Annotated in this window: 17 protein-coding genes; all 17 read left to right on the plus strand. The window is 68.1% G+C overall.

Annotation, left to right across the window (positions count from 1 at the left end):
• Positions 1 to 8: 8 nt before the first annotated feature.
• Positions 9 to 1592: a FadD3 family acyl-CoA ligase gene (locus tag BBA01S_RS33205; RefSeq protein ID WP_027820201.1), complete on the plus strand. Its 1584-nt coding sequence runs from the start codon at positions 9 to 11 to the stop codon at positions 1590 to 1592.
• Between the two features lie 98 nt (positions 1593 to 1690).
• Entirely contained in the window at positions 1691 to 2593 is a 903-nt protein-coding gene (locus tag BBA01S_RS33210; protein ID WP_027820202.1) for a VOC family protein, read from the plus strand.
• A 24-nt stretch (positions 2594 to 2617) separates the two neighbouring features.
• Positions 2618 to 3505: a CoA transferase subunit A gene (locus BBA01S_RS33215; protein WP_027820203.1), complete on the plus strand. Its 888-nt coding sequence runs from the start codon at positions 2618 to 2620 to the stop codon at positions 3503 to 3505.
• A 46-nt stretch (positions 3506 to 3551) separates the two neighbouring features.
• Complete coding sequence (locus tag BBA01S_RS33220; protein WP_407668355.1) at positions 3552 to 4313, plus strand: CoA-transferase subunit beta; 762 nt, start codon at positions 3552 to 3554, stop codon at positions 4311 to 4313.
• A 17-nt stretch (positions 4314 to 4330) separates the two neighbouring features.
• On the plus strand, positions 4331 to 5215 hold the full coding sequence (locus BBA01S_RS33225; protein WP_027820205.1) for an enoyl-CoA hydratase: 885 nt from the start codon (positions 4331 to 4333) through the stop codon (positions 5213 to 5215).
• On the plus strand, positions 5212 to 6318 hold the full coding sequence (locus tag BBA01S_RS33230) for an NAD(P)H-dependent flavin oxidoreductase (RefSeq protein ID WP_027820206.1): 1107 nt from the start codon (positions 5212 to 5214) through the stop codon (positions 6316 to 6318). Before BBA01S_RS33225 ends, BBA01S_RS33230 begins: the two co-directional genes overlap by 4 nt.
• A gap of 28 nt (positions 6319 to 6346) precedes the next feature.
• The gene (locus BBA01S_RS33235) at positions 6347 to 7180 is read left to right on the plus strand and encodes an enoyl-CoA hydratase family protein (RefSeq protein WP_084162699.1); all 834 of its coding nucleotides are present in this window, start codon (positions 6347 to 6349) and stop codon (positions 7178 to 7180) included.
• Positions 7177 to 8346: an acyl-CoA dehydrogenase family protein gene (locus BBA01S_RS33240; protein WP_027820208.1), complete on the plus strand. Its 1170-nt coding sequence runs from the start codon at positions 7177 to 7179 to the stop codon at positions 8344 to 8346. Before BBA01S_RS33235 ends, BBA01S_RS33240 begins: the two co-directional genes overlap by 4 nt.
• Before the next feature lie 40 nt (positions 8347 to 8386).
• Positions 8387 to 9463, plus strand: a complete 1077-nt coding sequence (locus tag BBA01S_RS33245; protein WP_027820209.1) for an acyl-CoA dehydrogenase family protein — start codon at positions 8387 to 8389, stop codon at positions 9461 to 9463.
• Between the two features lie 2 nt (positions 9464 to 9465).
• Positions 9466 to 10617, plus strand: a complete 1152-nt coding sequence (locus BBA01S_RS33250; RefSeq protein ID WP_027820210.1) for an acetyl-CoA C-acetyltransferase — start codon at positions 9466 to 9468, stop codon at positions 10615 to 10617.
• Between the two features lie 44 nt (positions 10618 to 10661).
• A complete protein-coding gene (locus BBA01S_RS33255) occupies positions 10662 to 11540 on the plus strand; it encodes an SDR family oxidoreductase (protein ID WP_027820211.1) in 879 nt (292 codons plus the stop codon).
• Between the two features lie 4 nt (positions 11541 to 11544).
• Positions 11545 to 12729 (plus strand): acyl-CoA dehydrogenase family protein, encoded by a 1185-nt coding sequence (locus BBA01S_RS43900; protein WP_042298323.1) that lies wholly within the window; start codon positions 11545 to 11547, stop codon positions 12727 to 12729.
• Positions 12726 to 13958 carry an acyl-CoA dehydrogenase family protein gene (locus tag BBA01S_RS33265; RefSeq protein WP_042298324.1) on the plus strand — a complete coding sequence of 411 codons (1233 nt, stop codon included), beginning with the start codon at positions 12726 to 12728 and terminating at the stop codon, positions 13956 to 13958. The genes BBA01S_RS43900 and BBA01S_RS33265 overlap by 4 nt, the downstream gene beginning before the upstream one ends.
• Positions 13955 to 14758: an SDR family oxidoreductase gene (locus BBA01S_RS33270; RefSeq protein ID WP_027820213.1), complete on the plus strand. Its 804-nt coding sequence runs from the start codon at positions 13955 to 13957 to the stop codon at positions 14756 to 14758. Before BBA01S_RS33265 ends, BBA01S_RS33270 begins: the two co-directional genes overlap by 4 nt.
• Positions 14755 to 15273 carry a MaoC family dehydratase gene (locus tag BBA01S_RS33275; protein WP_407668354.1) on the plus strand — a complete coding sequence of 173 codons (519 nt, stop codon included), beginning with the start codon at positions 14755 to 14757 and terminating at the stop codon, positions 15271 to 15273. Before BBA01S_RS33270 ends, BBA01S_RS33275 begins: the two co-directional genes overlap by 4 nt.
• Before the next feature lie 43 nt (positions 15274 to 15316).
• Positions 15317 to 16522 (plus strand): acetyl-CoA C-acyltransferase, encoded by a 1206-nt coding sequence (locus BBA01S_RS33280; protein WP_027820215.1) that lies wholly within the window; start codon positions 15317 to 15319, stop codon positions 16520 to 16522.
• Positions 16523 to 16581: 59 nt separating this feature from the next.
• Positions 16582 to 17580 (plus strand): WD40/YVTN/BNR-like repeat-containing protein, encoded by a 999-nt coding sequence (locus tag BBA01S_RS43905; protein ID WP_042298325.1) that lies wholly within the window; start codon positions 16582 to 16584, stop codon positions 17578 to 17580.
• Positions 17581 to 17625: the final 45 nt, after the last annotated feature.

Raw genomic sequence — 17625 nt, forward strand, 5'->3', positions numbered from 1 at the left:
GTTCCTGGATGACGTCTCATGACACTCTCACCACGCCGGCGCTGATCGCACGCGGCGCGGCGCGCTACGGCGCGCGCATGGCGATCGAGTCCGCCGCGCTCAGCCTCACCTACGCGCAGCTCGACGCCGCGCGCATCGAAGCGGCGCGCGCGCTGATGGCTTGCGGCATCGCACCGGGCGAGCGCGTTGCGATCTGGGCGCCGAACGTCGCCGAATGGATCGTCGCCGCGCTGGCGATCCAGAGCGTGGGCGCGGCGCTGGTGCCCGTCAACACGCGCATGAAGGGGCTGGAAGCAGGCGCGATTCTCGCCGATAGCGGCGCGCGCGTGCTGTTCTGCTGCGGCGAATTTCTCGGCGAGCAGTATCCGGCGATGCTCGCGCCGCATCGGCCCGCGTCGCTGGAACGCGTGATCGTTTTCGACGGCGGGGTCGAGCACGCTTGCGAAAGCTGGCAGGCGTTCCTGCAGCGCGCGGAGCAGACACCGCTGCAAGCCTTCCGCGCGCGCGAAGCTGACGTGAGTCCCGACACGCTGATGGACGTGATGTTTACTTCGGGCACGACGGGCCGCCCCAAAGGCGTGATGACCACGCACGGACAGAACCTGCGCGGCGCACGCGACTGGGCGCAGATCGCGACGTTGCGCGAGGGCGACCGCTACCTCATCGTCAATCCGTTCTTTCATGCGTTCGGTTACAAGGCGGGCTGGCTCGCGGCGCTGGCGAGCGGAGCGACCGTGCTGCCGCATGCGGTATTTGACCCGCAGGCGGTGCTGGCGCGTGTCGTGCGCGAGCGCGTGTCCGTGCTGCCGGGGCCGCCCACGCTCTATTACGCGCTGCTCGATGCGCCGGATCTTGCCGCGCTCGACCTGTCGTCGCTACGCGTGGCGGTGACGGGCGCGGCCGCCATCGCCCCGAGCCTGATCGAGCGTATGCGCGCCGAACTGGGTTTCGAAACGGTGCTGACCGGCTACGGTCTCACGGAGACCTGCGGGTTCGCCACGCTTTGCCGCCACGGCGACGATGCTCAAACCGTCGCGCAGACGTCGGGCCGACCGATGCCGGGCGTGGAACTGTGCATCGCCGGCCCGGACGGCGCGGCGCTCGCGCACGGCGAAACCGGCGAAGTCTGGCTGCGCGGCTACAACGTCATGCGCGGCTACCTGGGCGATGCGGCAGCGACGTCCCACGCCGTCGATCCGCAAGGCTGGCTGCATACCGGCGATATCGGCTCGCTCGACGCGCTCGGCAACCTGCGCGTGACGGATCGCATCAAGGACATGTTCATCGTCGGCGGCTTCAATTGTTATCCGGCGGAAATCGAGCGTCTGTTCGCGGCGCATGAGGCCGTGGCGCAGATCGCCGTGGTGGGCGTGCCCGACGAGCGCCTGGGCGAAGTCGGCCACGCCTGGGTCGTGCTGCGCGCGGGCGTGCAGGCGGACGCCGATGCGCTCGCGCAATGGGCGCGCCGCAACATGGCCAACTACAAGGTGCCGCGCCGCATCGAGATCGTCGCCGCACTGCCCACGAGTGCAGCGGGCAAGGTGCTCAAGTATCGCCTGCGCGAGGCCTTTGCAGAAGGCGCAGGAGCCTGAGGTAAGCGCAATGCGTCATAGTCCCAACAGACGATGTTGGGACTGCCCCCGGCGGCCAGAATAGACCTCACTACAACGGGTTTTCTGGAGGGGCGAAGATGAGCGATGTGCGGGCATTGGGCTACGTCGTCGTGCAGTCGGCGGATGCGGGCAAGTGGCGCGACTATGCGCGCGACGTGCTGGGCATGGAGACGCGCGATGTGGATGCCGCCGACGGCGGCGCGCTGTACCTCAAGATGGACGAGCGCGATTTCCGCTACCTGGTCGTGCCGGGCGACGAGGAGCGCTACTTCGCCTCGGGCTGGGAACTGGCCGATGAAGCCGCGCTGGCGGCGCTCGTTGCCAGGCTGCAAGGTGCAGGCGTAGAAGCGCATCGCGCCAGCGCCCAGGACATCGCGCTGCGCCGCGTGCAGTCGATGGTCTGGTGTCTCGACCCTTCCGGCAACCGGCATGAATTCTTCTGGGGCGTGCGCGCGGACTTTCGCCGCTTCGTTTCGCCCGTGGGCGTGCCGGGCTTCGTGACGGGCGCAATGGGCCTGGGTCATACGGTGTTGCCCGCGCCCAATTTCGACGCCACCGATACCTTCCTGCGCGACGTGCTGGGCTTCGGCCTGTCCGACATCTTCCGCGTGCGCTTTTCCGCCGATCCCGCCGAACCCGAAAAGCGCATTCACTTCCTTCACTGCGGCAACGCGCGTCACCACAGCCTCGCAATCATGGATCTGGCCGTGCCCTCCGGCTGCATTCACGTGATGGCCGAAGTCGGCTCGATGGACGACGTGGGCCGCGCGCTCGACCGCATGAACGCGCATGGCGTGAAGCTCTCGGCGACGCTGGGCCGCCACTGCAACGACCGCATGACGTCGTTCTATATGAAGACGCCTGGCGGCTTCGACCTCGAATACGGTTATGGCGGCCTGGAAGTGGACTGGAGCGCGCACAGCGTCTATGAAGCGACGCGCGTGAGCCTGTGGGGCCACGATTTCAGCGTCGGATACTGAACGGTAATTTAATCTGGATAGCGAATGAAAACGCTCGATAAACGCCTGGGCGCGCGCGACGTGGTGGCGCAGCTCGAAGACGGCATGACGATTGGCATCGGCGGCTGGGGGCCGCGCCGCAAGCCAATGGCGCTGGTGCGCGAAATCGTGCGCTCGCCGCTGCGCGATCTCACGATCGTCGCATACGGCGGCCCCGATGTGGGCCTGCTCTGCGCGGCGGGCAAGGTGAAGAAGGTGGTGTTCGGCTTCGTGTCGCTCGACGTGATCCCGCTTGAGCCGCATTTCCGCCGCGCGCGCGAGACGGGCGCCATCGACGTGTGGGAACTGGACGAAGGCCTGCTGCAACTGGGCCTGCGCGCCGCGGCTGCACGCTTGCCGTTCCTGCCCACGCGCGTGGGCCTGGGCACCGACCTGCTGCGCCACGCGCCGCAGCTTCGCACGGTGCGCTCGCCTTATGAGGATGCCGAAACATTGCTGGCGATGCCTGCCATCGAACTCGACGCCGCGCTGCTGCACGTGAACGCTGCCGATGCGATGGGCAACACGCGCATCGACGGCCCCGATCCATTCTTCGACGCCTGGTTCGCGCGCGCTGCCAAACGCACGTTCGTGAGCTGCGAAACGCTGGACGCGTCGCTCGCCAGCGCCGATCTCGAAGCCGCGCGCCGCAGTCCGTTCGAGCGCTCGCTGGTCACGGGCGTGGTGCACGCGCCGTGCGGCGCGCATCCGACCTCCTGCGCACCGGCTTACGGATGGGACTTGCCGCATCTGAAGGCGTATTGCGCGGCGGCCGCCGATGCCCAGCAGGCCGCCGCTTACCTGCGCGACGTGGTCGGCTCCGACGAAGCCGCGTGGCTCGCGGGTGCGGGCGGCCCCTCTCATGTGGCGGCGCTGCCGCTGCCGATTCTTTAAAGGAGCGAGCGTGAACGACGCTTTGGACTATTCCCTCGCCGAGCTGATGATCGTCGCCTCGGCCCGGCTCTGGCGCGACGACGGCGAAGTGCTGGCCACCGGCATCGGCACTGGCCCGCGTCTCGCGGCGGGTCTCGCGCGCCTCGCGTACAACCCGGGCCTCATGCTCACAGACGGCGAAGCGTACCTGGTGGAAACGCCCGTGCCGCTGGGCCCGCGCGATGCGGCGTATCGCGTGGCCGCGAGCGGCTGGATGACCTACGAACGCGTGTTCGACTGCGTCTGGCATGGCCGCCGCCATGCGCTGGTGATGCCCACGCAGATCGACCGCTACGGCCAGGCCAATATCTCCTGGCTGGGCCGCGACTATGCGAAGCCGAAGACGCAATTGCTCGGCGCACGCGGCTTTCCCGGCAACAGCATCAATCATGCGAATTCGTTCTTCGTGACGAGCCACACGGCGCGCACCTTCGTGGAAGGCGAAGTCGACATGGTGTGCAGCGTGGGCTACAACCCGGCGCGCGAGATCGAGGGCATGCGCGCGTTCACCGACCTGCGCGCGATCGTCACGGATCTTTGCGTGCTCGACTTCGGCGGCCCGGATCATGCGGTGCGCGTGCGCTCGCTGCATCCGGGCGTGAGCTTCGACGAAGTGCAGGCCGCTACCGGCTTCGCGCTGCTGAAGGCCGACGATATGAGCACGACCGCCGCGCCTGGCGCAGAAGACCTCAAGATCGTGCGCGAACTCGATCCGCACAACCTGCGCGCGGCGATCCTGCGCGACAACCCCGCGCCCCGGCGCGCGTGACGCAAAGCGAGGCCATCATGCAGCAGACCCTTGCGCAGACCGAAGACGTGGTGTTCTACGCCGTCGAGGACGGCATTGCGACCATCACGATGAACCGCCCCGCGTATCACAACGCGCAGAACTCGCAGATGACCTATGCGCTCGACGATGCGTTTCGCCGCGCGGCGCACGACGACGCAGTCAAGGTCATCGTGCTGGCGGGGGCGGGCAAGCACTTTTCGGCGGGGCACGATATCGGCACGCCGGGGCGCGATATCGACGTGTCGTTCGAGCGCCAGTCGCTCTGGTACGACCACGTGAACAAGGAGGGCGGCGAGTTTCTCTACGCTCGCGAGCAGGAGGTCTACCTGGGCATGTGCCGTCGCTGGCGCGATCTGCCCAAGCCGACCATCGCGATGGTGCAGGGCGCGTGCGTGGCGGGCGGCCTGATGCTGGCGTGGGTCTGCGACCTGATCGTGGCTTCCGACGATGCGTTTTTCGCCGATCCGGTCGTGCGCATGGGGATTCCGGGCGTCGAATACTTTGCGCACGCCTACGAGCTGAATCCGCGTATCGCCAAGGAGTTTCTGTTTCTGGGCGAGCGCATGAATGCGCAGCGCGCGCAGCAGATGGGCATGCTCAATCGCGTGGTGCCGCGTGAGGCGTTGCACGGCACGGTGCAGGAGATGGCCGCGAAGATCGCCGCCATGCCGCGCCTGGGCCTCGCGCTGACCAAGCAGGCGCTCAATCACGTCGAGGAACTGCAGGGCAAGCGTGCCGCGATGGATGCCGCGTTCGCCTGGCATCACTTCGCGCACGCGCACAACGAACTCGTGAGTGGCGACCGCCTGGGCGGCTACGACGCGCGCAAGATGGCGCAGTCCCAGCGTGCCGACGTCAAAGATAAGGAATCCGGATCATGAGCGCGACGATGTCAACCTTGCGCACGCCGCTCACCGACCTGCTGGGCTGCCGCTACCCGATCGTGCAGACCGCGATGGGCTGGGTCGCCGACGCGAAGCTGGTTGCGGCGACCTGCAACGCGGGCGGCTTTGGCTTTCTTGCGGGCGCGACGCTCGAAGCGGATCGCGTGGAAGCCGAAATCCTGCGCGTGAAGTCGCTGACCGATCGGCCCTTCGGCATCAACTTCCATATGTTCCAGCCGAATGCGCAGCAGGTCGTCGACCTGGCGATCCGTCACAGGCTGCGCGCGGTGAGCTACGGGCGCGGCCCCGATGCCGCCACGATCCGCCGCTTCAAGGAGGCGGGCGTGCTGTGCATCCCGACCGTGGGCGCGCCAAAGCACGCCGCGAAAGCCGTCGAGCTTGGCGCGGATGCGGTGACGGTGCAGGGCGCGGAAGGCGGCGGCCACACCGGCTCCGTGCCGACCACGCTGCTGCTGCCGCGCGTGCTGGACGCCGTGCAGGTGCCGGTGATCGCGGCGGGCGGCTTCTTCGACGGGCGCGGCCTTGCTGCAGCGCTGGGTTACGGCGCAGCAGGCATCGCCATGGGCACGCGCTTTCTCATGACCGAGGAATCGCCCGTGCCGCCCGACACGCTCGCGCGCTATCTCGCCGTCAAAGATCCGGCGCAGATCCGCGTATCGGCGGCGCTCGATGGCTTGCCGCAACGCATGATCGACAACCCGTATCTGCTGCACCTGGAAGCGCTGGGGCCGCTGCGGCGCACGCTGTTCGCGCTGCGCACGGCGCAGGCCTGGCGTCGCCAGAACGGTTTGTCGCTCGCGCAGATGGCGGCGCTCGGCGTCAAGGCGCTGCGCGAGCACGGCTATACGGCCAGCCAGACGCTCATGGCCGCGAACGCGCCGTATCTGATCCAGCGCGCGATTGTCGACGGCGTGCCCGACGAAGGCGTGCTGCCGGGCGGCCAGGCGGCGGCGATGATCGGCGCCATCGAGCCGTGCGCGGCTGTGATCGAGCGGATCGTGCGGGAAGCGGGCGAGCGCCTGGACGCGCTGTGCGCGCAATTTTCTTCGCACGACGTGGCCATGACGGATACGCATTGATGCATCTGACGAAACAGGGACGGGGAACATGACACAAGCAAGCCATGACGAAACAGGCGCACTCGCGCGCAGTCCGGCATTCACGATCGCGCGTGTGGGCCACCAGGGCAGTGTCGCCGAGCTGACGCTCGACCGCGCGCCGGTCAACGCGCTCGACTGCGAGGACTGGTACGCGCTGGCCGCCGCCATCGACGCGCTGGGCCGCGACAGCAGCGTGCGCGTGATCGTGCTGCGCGGCGAAGGCCGCGGCTTCTGCGCGGGCGTCGATATCAAGGAACTGTCGGCGCATCCCGAACGGATCGTCGACGTGAATGCGGGCAACTACGCGACCTTTCGCGCCGTGCACCGCAGCCCGAAGCCGGTGATCGTCGCGGTGCATGGCTTCGTGCTGGGCGGCGGCATCGGCATCTGCGGGGCGGCGGATATCGTGATTGCATCGGCGTGCGCGCGCTTTGGCGTGCCGGAAATCGATCGTGGCGCGATGGGCGGCGGCGCGCACCTGCAAAGAATGTTCGGAGTCCAGAAAGTGCGGGCGATGTACTTCACCGGCGACATGGTGGGCGCGGACGAAGCCTGGCGTCTGGGCGCGGTGGAGCGCGTCGTGCCGCGCGAGCAGTTGCGCGACGCGGCGCTCGACCTGGCGCAGCGCATCGCGCAGAAAAGCGGCGCGATGCTCGCGCTGGCGAAAGAAGCGCTCAACGGCGTGGAAGACGGCGACCTCGAAGACAAATACCGCTGGGAACAGGGCTTCACGCTGCAAGCCTATATGACCCAGGATTCGACAGAAGCGCGCAGCGCCTTCGTGGAAAAGCGCGCGGCGCAGTTCGACGGCGCACGCACGCATGGCGAGGGGCGCGCATGAAGCTCGACTACACGCCGCAACAGCGCGCCTTTCGCGCGGAGATCCGCGCATGGCTGGCCGACCACGTGCCGCGCGAGCCGCTGCCGAGCTTTGATACCGAGGCCGGTTTCGCCGCGCATCGCGAATGGGAGCGCACGCTGCATTCGGGCCGCTGGAGCATGGTGACATGGCCGCGCGAGCTGGGCGGGCGCGGCTGCGACCTGATCGAGTGGCTGATTTTCGAGGAGGAATACTGGCGCGCCGATGCCCCCATGCGCGTGAACCAGAACGGCATCTTCCTGCTTGGCCCGACGCTGATGGACTTCGGCACCGACGAGCAGAAGGCGCGCTTCCTGCCCGCGATGGCCTCGGGCGAGCATGTATGGGCGCAGGGCTGGTCGGAGCCGAATGCAGGCTCGGACATGGCCGCGATCCGGGCGAGCGCGCTGCGCGACGGCGATGACTACCTGCTCAACGGCCAGAAAATCTGGTCGACGCGCGCGGTCTGGGCGGACTGGCTGTTCGGGCTCTTTCGCAGCGACCCGCAGTCCACGCGCCATCATGGGCTGACGTTCCTGATGGTGCCGCTGAACGCGCCGGGCGTGACGGTGCGGCCGATCCGCCAGTTGAACGGGCAGACCGGTTTCGCGGAGATTTTCTTCGACGACGTGCGCGTATCGGCGGCCAACCGCATCGCCGGCGAAGGCATGGGCTGGCACGTGGCGATGGCGACCGCGGGTTTCGAGCGCGGGCTGATGCTGCGCTCGCCCGCGCGATTCCAGCGTACCGCGGAGGCGCTGCGCGACCTGCTGCTGGCGCATCCTGAAGCGGCGCAGCGCGATCCTTCGTTGCGCGAACGCGTGGCGGCTGCGTGGATGGATGCGCAGGCCTATGCGCTGTCGACCTACATGACGGCGAGCCGCTTGCACAAGGGCGGCCACATCGGCGCGGAATCGAGCACCAACAAGGTGTTCTGGTCGGAGCTGGACTTGCGCATGCACGAGACGGCGCTCGACATCCTCGGCGCGCAGGCCGAAGTCGTGCCGCAAGGCGCGCAAGACCGGGCGCGCCTGGGGCATTGGCTCGACGGCTTCCTGTTCGCGCAGGCCGGGCCGATTTACGCGGGCACCAACGAAATCCAGCGCAACATCGTCGCCGAACGCATGCTGGGCATGCCGCGAGGCTGACCCAGCGACATTCCATTCGATATGGATTCCTGATAAAGACATGGACTTTTCATTCGACGAAGACCAGGAAGCGCTTGCCGATGGAGCACGCCGTTTCCTGATGACGGAGCTTACGCCGGAGCTGATCCGCGAGTTGTGGGAAAGCACGACTGGCCGCTCCGAGCGGCACTGGGCGCAACTGGCGGAGCAGGGCATGACAGGCGTATCCGTGCCCGAGGCGCAGGGCGGCCTGGGCATGGGCGCGCGGGAGTGGGCGCTGCTCGCGCAGACCTGGGGTTACTTTGGCGGCCCCGATCCGCTCATGGATACGGGTCTGGTCGCCGTGGCGCTGCTGCAGCGCCTGCCAGCCAGCGACTGGCGCGACACCCTGCTCGCCCAGATCGCGGCGGGCGGCGCGCGCGTGGCGCTTGCGCATCCCGTGAATCCCTATGTGGCCGACGCGCATGTCGCCCATGTGCTGCTCTGCGAGCGTGACGGCGAACTGCATCGCGTGATGCCTTCGGCTTGCACGCATCAGGCCGTAGAAAGCGTCGACCCGTCGCGGCGCCTGTTCGCGCTGGACTGGACGCCCGACGCTTCCACGCGTATCGCCGATGCCCGGAACGCAGCGCCCTTGCTCGATCTCGCGCTCGATCACGGCGCTTTCGCGGTGGCCGCGCAACTGCTGGGCCTCACGCAGCGGGTGCTGGATGCGGCCATCGATTACACCTCGCAGCGCAAGCAGTTCGGCAAGCCGATTGGTGCCTACCAGGCCGTCAAGCACCTGCTCGCCGATGTGGCGATTCGCTATGAATTCGCGCGTCCGGTGGTCTATCGCGCGGCCTGCGCGCTCGCGACCGATGAAACCGACGATCCGCAGCGTGCGCTCTACGTCTCGCACGCGAAGCTCGCGGCTTTGTCTGCGGCGCAACTGGCCGCGCGTCACGCGATCCAGGTTCACGGCGCGATGGGCTACACGTGGGAGCTGGACTTGCAGATCTTCGTCAAGCGCATCTGGGCGCTGGCCGGCAACTGGGGCGACGCGACGTTCCATCGCGAACGCGTTGCACGCACGCTGATCGATGCGCGCGCACCGATCGGCCCGGCATGCACCTTCGGCAACTCTGAACGGGAATGACCATGAAACAAGCCTATATCGTCGATGCGCTGCGCACGCCCACGGGCCGGCGCAAGGGCGCGCTCGCGGGCGTACATGCGGCCGATCTCGGCGGCTTCGTACTCAAGGAGATCGTGGCGCGCAACGCCATTCCAGCCGAAGACTATGACGACGTGGTGTTCGGTTGCGTGGATACCATCGGCCCGCTTGCGGGCAATATCGCGCGTACCTGCTGGCTCGCGGCGGGGCTGCCGCTGACCGTGCCTGGCGTGACCGTGGATCGCCAGTGTGGTTCCTCGCAGCAGGCTGTGCACTTCGCGGCTCAGGCCGTGATGAGCGGCGTGCAGGACGTGGTGGTCGCGGGGGGCGTGCAGACGATGACGCAGATCCCGATTTCATCGGCGATGACGGCGGCCGTGCCGCTGGGCTTCAGCGATCCTTTTTCTGGCAGCGTCGGCTGGCGTGCGCGTTTTGGCGACGCGCCGGTTTCGCAGTTCGACGCGGCCCAGCGCATCGCGGATCACTGGGGTCTCTCGCGCGTGGCGATGGAACGCTACGCGCTGGAGAGCCACCGGCGCGCGGTCGCGGCCATCGAGGCGAAGCGCTTCGAGCGCGAGATCGTGCCGTGCTTCGGCCTCTCGCACGACGAGACGCCGCGCCCCGATACGTCGCTGGAAAAAATGGCGACGCTGGAGCCGCTGATGCCGGGCGGCTCGCTCACGGCGGCCGTGTCGAGCCAGACTTGCGACGCGGCGGCGGCGCTGCTGATCGTCTCCGAAGACGCGTTGCGCCGCTACGGCCTGGTGCCGCGCGCACGCATCCATCACCTGAGCGTGCTGGGCGACGATCCGCTCTGGATGCTCACCGCGCCGATTCCGGCCACGCAGCATGCGCTCAAGAAAGCCGGCCTGTCACTGAAGGACATCGACGTGGTCGAGCTGAACGAGGCGTTCGCTTCGGTCGCGCTGGCTTGGCTCGCGGAAACCGGCTACGACCCGGCGCGCACCAATCCGAACGGCGGCGCGATTGCGCTGGGTCACCCGCTTGGCGCAACCGGCGCGCGCCTGATGACGGCGCTGCTGCACGAACTAGAGCGCACCAACGGACGATACGGACTCCAGACGATGTGCGAGGGCGGTGGGCTCGCCAACGTGACGATCATCGAGCGGCTTTGAGCTTTCAGGCGCAGAGCAGGCGCAACATTCAAAAGAGGTCAGGTATGGGTATATGTAGCGGACGCACCGTGATCGTCACGGGTGCGGGCGGCGGCTTGGGGCGCGCGTATGCGCTTGCGCTCGCGGAACAGGGCGCGGCGGTGGTGGTCAACGATCTGCGCGCGGACGCCGCGCAAGCCGTCTGCGATGAAATCACGCAAGCGGGCGGCCGTGCGCTCGCCAACGCCGACGACATCACGCGCATGGACACGGCGCAGAAGATCGTCGATGCAGCACAGGAGGCTTTCGGCACGGTTCACGCGCTGGTGAACAACGCGGGCGTGTGCCGCGACCGCATGTTCACGAGCATGACCGAGGACGACTGGGACACGGTCATGCGCGTCCATCTGCGCGGCCACTTCTGTCTCTCGCAGATTCTCGCGCGTGGCTGGCGCGATGCGGCAAAGGCGGGCAACGCGGTGGCGGCGCGCATCGTCAACACGAGTTCGGGCGCGGGCCTGCAAGGCTCGATCGGCCAGTCGAACTATGGCGCGGCCAAGGCGGGCATTGCGGCGCTCACGCTGATGCAGGCGGCCGAGTTGCAGCGCTACGGCGTTTGCGTGAACGCGCTGGCGCCTTCGGCCCGCACGGCGATGACGGAGACCGTCTTCGCCCAGATGATGAAGAAGCCCGAGGACGGCAGCTTCGACGCCTTCGACCCGGCCAACGTCGCGCCGCTGGTCGTCTGGCTGGCAAGCGAGGCGTCGGGCGACGTGACGGGCCAGGTGTTCGAAGTCGCGGGCGGCATGATTTCCGTGGCCGAAGGCTGGCGCAGCGGGCCCAGCGTGGATCGCGGCGCGCGCTGGCCGGCGGGCGAGGTCGGCGCGGCCGTGACACAACTGCTGGCGCAAGCGCGACCGGCCCAGCGCGTCTATGGAAGCTGACGCCATGGATCTCGTGCTGACCGAAGAAGAGGTGCTGATCCGCGACAGCGCCGCCGAGGTGCTGGCGCAGCAGAGCGCATCCGCCGAGGTGCGCCACGTGCTCGAACGCCATGCCGGTTATGACGCGGCGCTCTGGCAGACGGTGGCGGCGGAACTGGGCTGGTGCGGCCTGAGCGTGCCGGAACACACGGGCGGCGCGGGGCTGGGCGCGACGGCGCTTGCGTTGCTGATGGAACAGATGGGGCGGCGGCTCGCCTGCGTGCCGTACTTCGGCACGGCCGTATTGGCGGCGCAGGCCTTGACGCAATGTCTGGGCGTGGACAGCGAAAGCGAAGCCGTGGTGCGCTGGCTCGCGCGCATTGCGGCGGGGGAGACGCGCGCGACCCTGGCGTTTGCACGGACTGCGCCGTTCGAAGCAGCGAATGCCGATGTGTTGCCGATCACGGCACGGAAGACCGCTCAAGGCTACTGCGTGGACGGGACGCTCAGCGCGGTCGTCGATGGCGTGATGGCCGACCTGTTGCTCGTGCCCGCGCGCATCGGCGACGAACTCGCGCTGTTCGCGATCGACACCACGCAGCCCGGCGTGTCGCGCAAGCCGCTGCCAACGCTCGACGCCACGCGGCCTTTTGCCTGCATTGAGCTGCATGCGGTGAACGTCGCGCATGAGGCGTGCCTTGCCCAGGGCGACACGGTGCGCGACGCACTCACGCGTAGCGCATGGTTCGCCTCGCTGGCGCTGGCCGCCGAACAGCTCGGCGGCGCGCAGCAATGTCTCGATCTCACGCTCGCGTACACGTCGGAGCGCGTGCAGTTTGGCCGCACGATCGCCTCGTTCCAGGCCGTCAAGCATCGTTGCGCGGAAATGCTCGTGGCCGTGGAGGCGGCGCGCTCGGCGGTGCTCGGCGCGGCGGCGGCATGGGACGCAGCGCAGGGCGCGCCCACGGCGACGGAATTCGCCGAAATCGCCGTCGCCAAGTCCAGCGCGAACGATGCGCTGCGCTATTGCGCCCAGGAAGCGATCCAGCTGCATGGCGGCGTGGGATTTACCTGGGAGTACGATCCACAGCTTTACTTCAAGCGTGCGCAGGCCAGCGGCGCATTGTTCGGTTCGACGCCGGGCTTGCTGGGCTGGCTCGCGGATCACGTGATCGGCCGTCACACCCTGCCTGAGGGAGCACACGCATGAACGCACGCATCGACGTGACGCCCGACGGCACGCGCGAGCGCGAAGCCCGTCTGCGCGAGGAAATCGCCGCGTGGATGGACGCGCACCTGAGCGGCAGGTTCGCCTGCCTGCGCTACCGGGGCGGCCCCGGCGACGAAGACGCCTTTCCCGCGCTGCGAAAAGAGTGGGAGCGCGAACTCGCCGCAGGTGGCTGGACGGGACTCGGCTGGCCGGTGGAAGCGGGCGGGCGCGGCTGGAGCGTGGCCGACCAGGTGGTCTTCCACGAAGAATACGCACGCGCAGGCGGCCCGGGCCGCATGGGCCATATCGGCGAGGGGCTGCTCGGCCCCACGCTTGTTGCATGCGGGAACGCGGATCAGCGTGCGCGTTTTCTGCCGGGCATCCTCGCGGGAACGCAGTTCTGGTGCCAGGGCTATTCGGAGCCCGGCGCAGGGTCGGATCTCGCCAATGTCCGCACGCGCGCCGGGCGGCAGCCGGACGGCGCCTGGCGCATCGACGGCCAGAAAGTCTGGACTTCGCTCGCGCACGATTCCGAATGGATCTTCGTGCTCGCGCGCAGCGATGCGCAATCTCGCGGCAACAAGGGGCTGTCGTTTTTCCTTGTGGCGCTCGACCAGCCCGGCGTTGAAATCCGGCCGATTCGCCAGATGAATGGCGGCGCGGAATTCAACGAAGTCTTTTTCGACGGCGCGCGCGCCGAAGCCGTCGACCTGGTGGGCGAGCCCGGCGACGGCTGGCGCATCGCCATGACGCTGCTCGGCTTCGAGCGCGGCATTTCCACGCTCGGGCAGCAGATGCAGTTCATCCGCGAACTGGACTGGGTGATCGAGGCCGCGAAAGAAGCGGGCGTCGACGGCGATCCGTCGATTCGCGCGCGCATCGCGCAAGCGTGGGCGGGGCTGCGCGTCATGCGCCACAACGCGCTGCGCATGCTGGGGGCGCAAGGCGCGAACGCCGCGCAGGACAAGTCGGCGCTCATCTACAAGTACTACTGGTCGAACTGGCACCGCGACCTGGGGCAACTGGCGATGGACGTGCTGGGCGAGCAGGCGAATTTCGTTGATTCCGCAACTAGCTTGATGGACGGCATCACGAAACGCAGCCGCCTGCAAGGCGTCTTCCTGTTCTCGCGCGCCGACACCCTTTACGCAGGCACCAACGAAATCCAGCTCAACATCATGGCCGAGCGCGGGCTCGGCATGCCGAAAGAACCCCGAGGACAAGCATGAACGCAGAACATCGTCTCGCCATTGCGCCGCCGTATGTGGCGGGCCATCAACTGCTCGCGGGCAAGGCGGTGCTGATTACCGCCGCCGCCGGTGCGGGCATCGGTTACGCCGCGGCGAAGCGCTGCGCGGAAGAGGGCTGCCGCGCGCTGATCGTCTCCGATATCCACGAAAGGCGCCTGAACGAAGCGGTCGCGCGACTGCGCGAAGAAACCGGCCTGGACGCGATACATGGCCAGCTTTGCGACGTCTCGAACGAGGTACAGGTGCAGGCGCTGATCGCGTTCGCAGAGGCGCAGACAGGCGGCATCGACGTGCTCGTCAACAACGCGGGGCTGGGCGGCTCGTGCCGCCTAGTCGATATGGACGATGCGCAATGGTCGCGCGTGCTCGACATTAGCCTGACCGGCACGTTCCGCATGATGCGCGCGATGCTGCCGCCCATGCAGGCACGCGGGCGCGGCACGATCGTCAATAACGCGTCCGTGCTGGGCTGGCGCGCGCAGGCCGAACAGGCGCATTACGCGGCGGCGAAAGCGGGCGTGATGGCGCTCACGCGCTGCGCGGCGCTGGAGGCTGCGCCGCACGGCGTGCGCATCAATGCCGTGGCGCCCAGCATCGCGCTGCACGATTTTCTGAAGAAATCGGCTCCGGCCGATCTGCTCGAACAACTGGCGTCGCGCGAAGCGTTCGGGCGCGCCGCCGAAGTCTGGGAGGTGGCAAACGTGATGGTATTCCTCGCAAGCGACTACGCGTCGTACCTGACCGGCGAAGTGCTGTCCGTCAGCAGCCAGCACGCATGATGGATACGCTCGACCAAAACGTCGCGAACGTTGCACACGTAGCGCACGTGGCGCACGAACCGGCACGCGTGTTCGCGCACCCCGAAGCCCTGCTCGAAGCCGTGGGCGAACGCCTGGGCGAGAGCCCGTGGTTCGCGATCGACCAGGCGCGTATCGGCCTGTTCGCCGATGCGACGCTCGATCATCAATGGGTTCACGTCGATCCCGAGCGCGCGCGCAGCGGCCCATTCGGCGGCTGCATCGCGCACGGCTACCTCACGCTCTCGCTCGTCAACTATTTCCTGCCGCAGATCGTGCGCATCGACGGCACGCGCATGGGCGTGAATTACGGCTGCGAGCGCGTGCGGTTTCCCGCGCCGGTGCGCGTGGGCGCGCGCGTGCGCGGCGTGGGCGAACTGTTGCGCGCGGAGTCGATCGACGGCGGCGTGCAGGCCTGGATACGCGTCACGGTGGAGATCGAAGGCGAGCCAAAACCTGGCTGCGTCGCCGACACCATCAGCCGTTACACCTTCTGAATCTGAATTCAACGCGATGACATTCGCAACAGGAAAGCATTCGATGAACGAAGCCGTGATTGTCTCGGTGGCGCGCACGCCCATCGGCAAGGCCTACCGGGGCGCCTTCAACGATACCGAGGCGCCCGCGCTGGGCGGCCATGTCGTACGCGAGGCGGTGAAGCGCGCGGGCCTGGACGGCCGCGAGATCGACGACGTCATCATGGGCTGCGCCGCGCAGCAGGGCACCCAGGGGTACAACATCGGGCGGCTTTCCGCGATTGCGGCGGGGCTGCCTGCGAGCGTACCGGGCATGGCGCTCGACCGCATGTGCTCGTCGGGGCTGATGTCGATTGCGGTGGCCGCGCGCAGCATCGCATGCGGCGATGCGGAGATCGTCGTCGCGGGCGGCGTGGAGTCGATCACGCTCACGCAGAATCGCCACAAAAACAGCTATCGCGCGCGGGCCGAAAGCGTGCTCGCGCAGCAACCGGCCGCCTATATGGCGATGATCGAGACCGCCGAGGTCGTCTCGCGCCGCTATGGCATCAGCCGTGCGGATCAGGACGCCTTCGCGCTGGAGAGCCAGCGGCGCACGGCGGCGGCGCAGGCGGCAGGGCGCTTCGACGCGGAAATCGCGCCGATGAACGTACGCCGTGCGCTGTTCGACAAGGAAGGCAACGTCACGGGCCACGAAGACCTGCGCGCCATGCGCGACGAGTGCAATCGCGCGGATACGAGCGCCGCAAGCCTGGCCGCGCTCAAGCCGGTCTGGAGCGGCGGCGAGGCCGTGGCGCAGGGCGAATTCATCACGGCGGGCAACGCTTCGCAACTGTCGGACGGCGCGGCGGCCGTGGTCGTGATGAGCGCGCAGGGCGCCCGCGCGCGTGGGCTTGCGCCGCTCGGCATCTTTCGCGGGCTGGCGGTGGCGGGCTGCGAGGCCGACGAAATGGGCATCGGCCCGGTGTTCGCCGTGCCGCGCCTGCTGGAAAAGCATCGCCTGAACGTGAGCGACATCGGCATCTGGGAGTTGAACGAGGCGTTTGCCTGCCAGGCGATCTACTGCCGCGATCAGTTAGGTATCCAGATGGATCGGCTGAACGTGAATGGCGGCGCGATTTCGCTGGGCCATCCGTTCGGCATGTCGGGAGCGCGCATGACGATGCACGCGCTGATTGAAGGGCGGCGGCGCGGCGCGCGCCTGGCCGTGGTGACGATGTGCATCGGCGGCGGCATGGGCGCGGCGGCGCTGTTCGAGATTCCCGCGTAACAAACCGGCGCGCCGCGCCGCGAAAAAAGCAGCACACGACAACATCGAGGAGACACCCCATGAAAACTTCGCTACCGGGCCTGCTGATGTCGGCGGCGGTGCTGGGCGCGGCGCTCTTCGCGTTCGCGCCGCGTCCCTTGCCCGCGTTTGCCGCGAGCGCCATCGCGGCCAACCGGCTCCAGATCAACGGCCTGGCGCGCGCGGGCGCACGCACGGTCGCCGTGGGCGAGCGCGGCGTGATCCTGCTCAGCGACGATGCCGGCGCAAGCTGGCGGCGCGCGAGCGTCACGCCCGACGAGGCGTCGACGCTCACCGAAGTGTTCTTCGTCTCGCCGCGCGTGGGCGTGGCCGTGGGGCACGACGGCTGGATCGTGCGCACCGTCGATGGCGGTGAACATTGGCAGGAGGTGCATTTCGATCATCGGCACTCTGACCCGCTGCTGGCGGTCTGGGGGCGCGCCAACGGGCCGCTGTTCGTGGTCGGCAGCTTCGGGCAGTTGCTGGTGTCGCACGATGAAGGCGCGACGTGGGTCGCGCAGAAAACGCCCGCTGGCGACCGCCATCTCAACGCCATCGCCGGCGATGACGACGGCCATGTGGTGATTGCGGGCGAGACGGGCACGCTGCTCGTCTCCAGCGACGATGGCGCGAGCTGGGACAAGCGCACGTCGCCTTACGCGGGCTCGCTGTTCGGCGTGCTGCCGCTGGGCGCACACGCATGGCTGGCCTACGGCATGCGCGGCAACGTGCTGCGCTCCGGCGACGATGGGCAGACGTGGGCGCATATCGACAGCGGCGTCGGCACATCGTATTTCGGCGCGGCGCAATTGCCGGACGGCGGCCCGCTCGTGCTGGTCGGCCAGGGCGGTGCGATCGTGACGTCGAGCGACGGCGGCGTGCACTACGCCGTGCGCAAGGCCGGCGGGGTGCAAAGCCTCGCGGCGGTGCTCGACGAAGGGCAGGGTCGCCTGCTCGTGGCAGGCGATGCGGGCGTGACGCGCTGGAGCTTGCCCGCATCGGCACCGGCATCGGCGACGAAGGCCAACGCCCCGTCCTGAGATCCGGTTCCCGCGCTTCATCACCTCGTACTCCGAAACAAAAGG

This window comes from Paraburkholderia bannensis NBRC 103871, from assembly GCF_000685015.1.
GTDB classification, from domain to species: Bacteria; Pseudomonadota; Gammaproteobacteria; order Burkholderiales; family Burkholderiaceae; genus Paraburkholderia; species Paraburkholderia bannensis.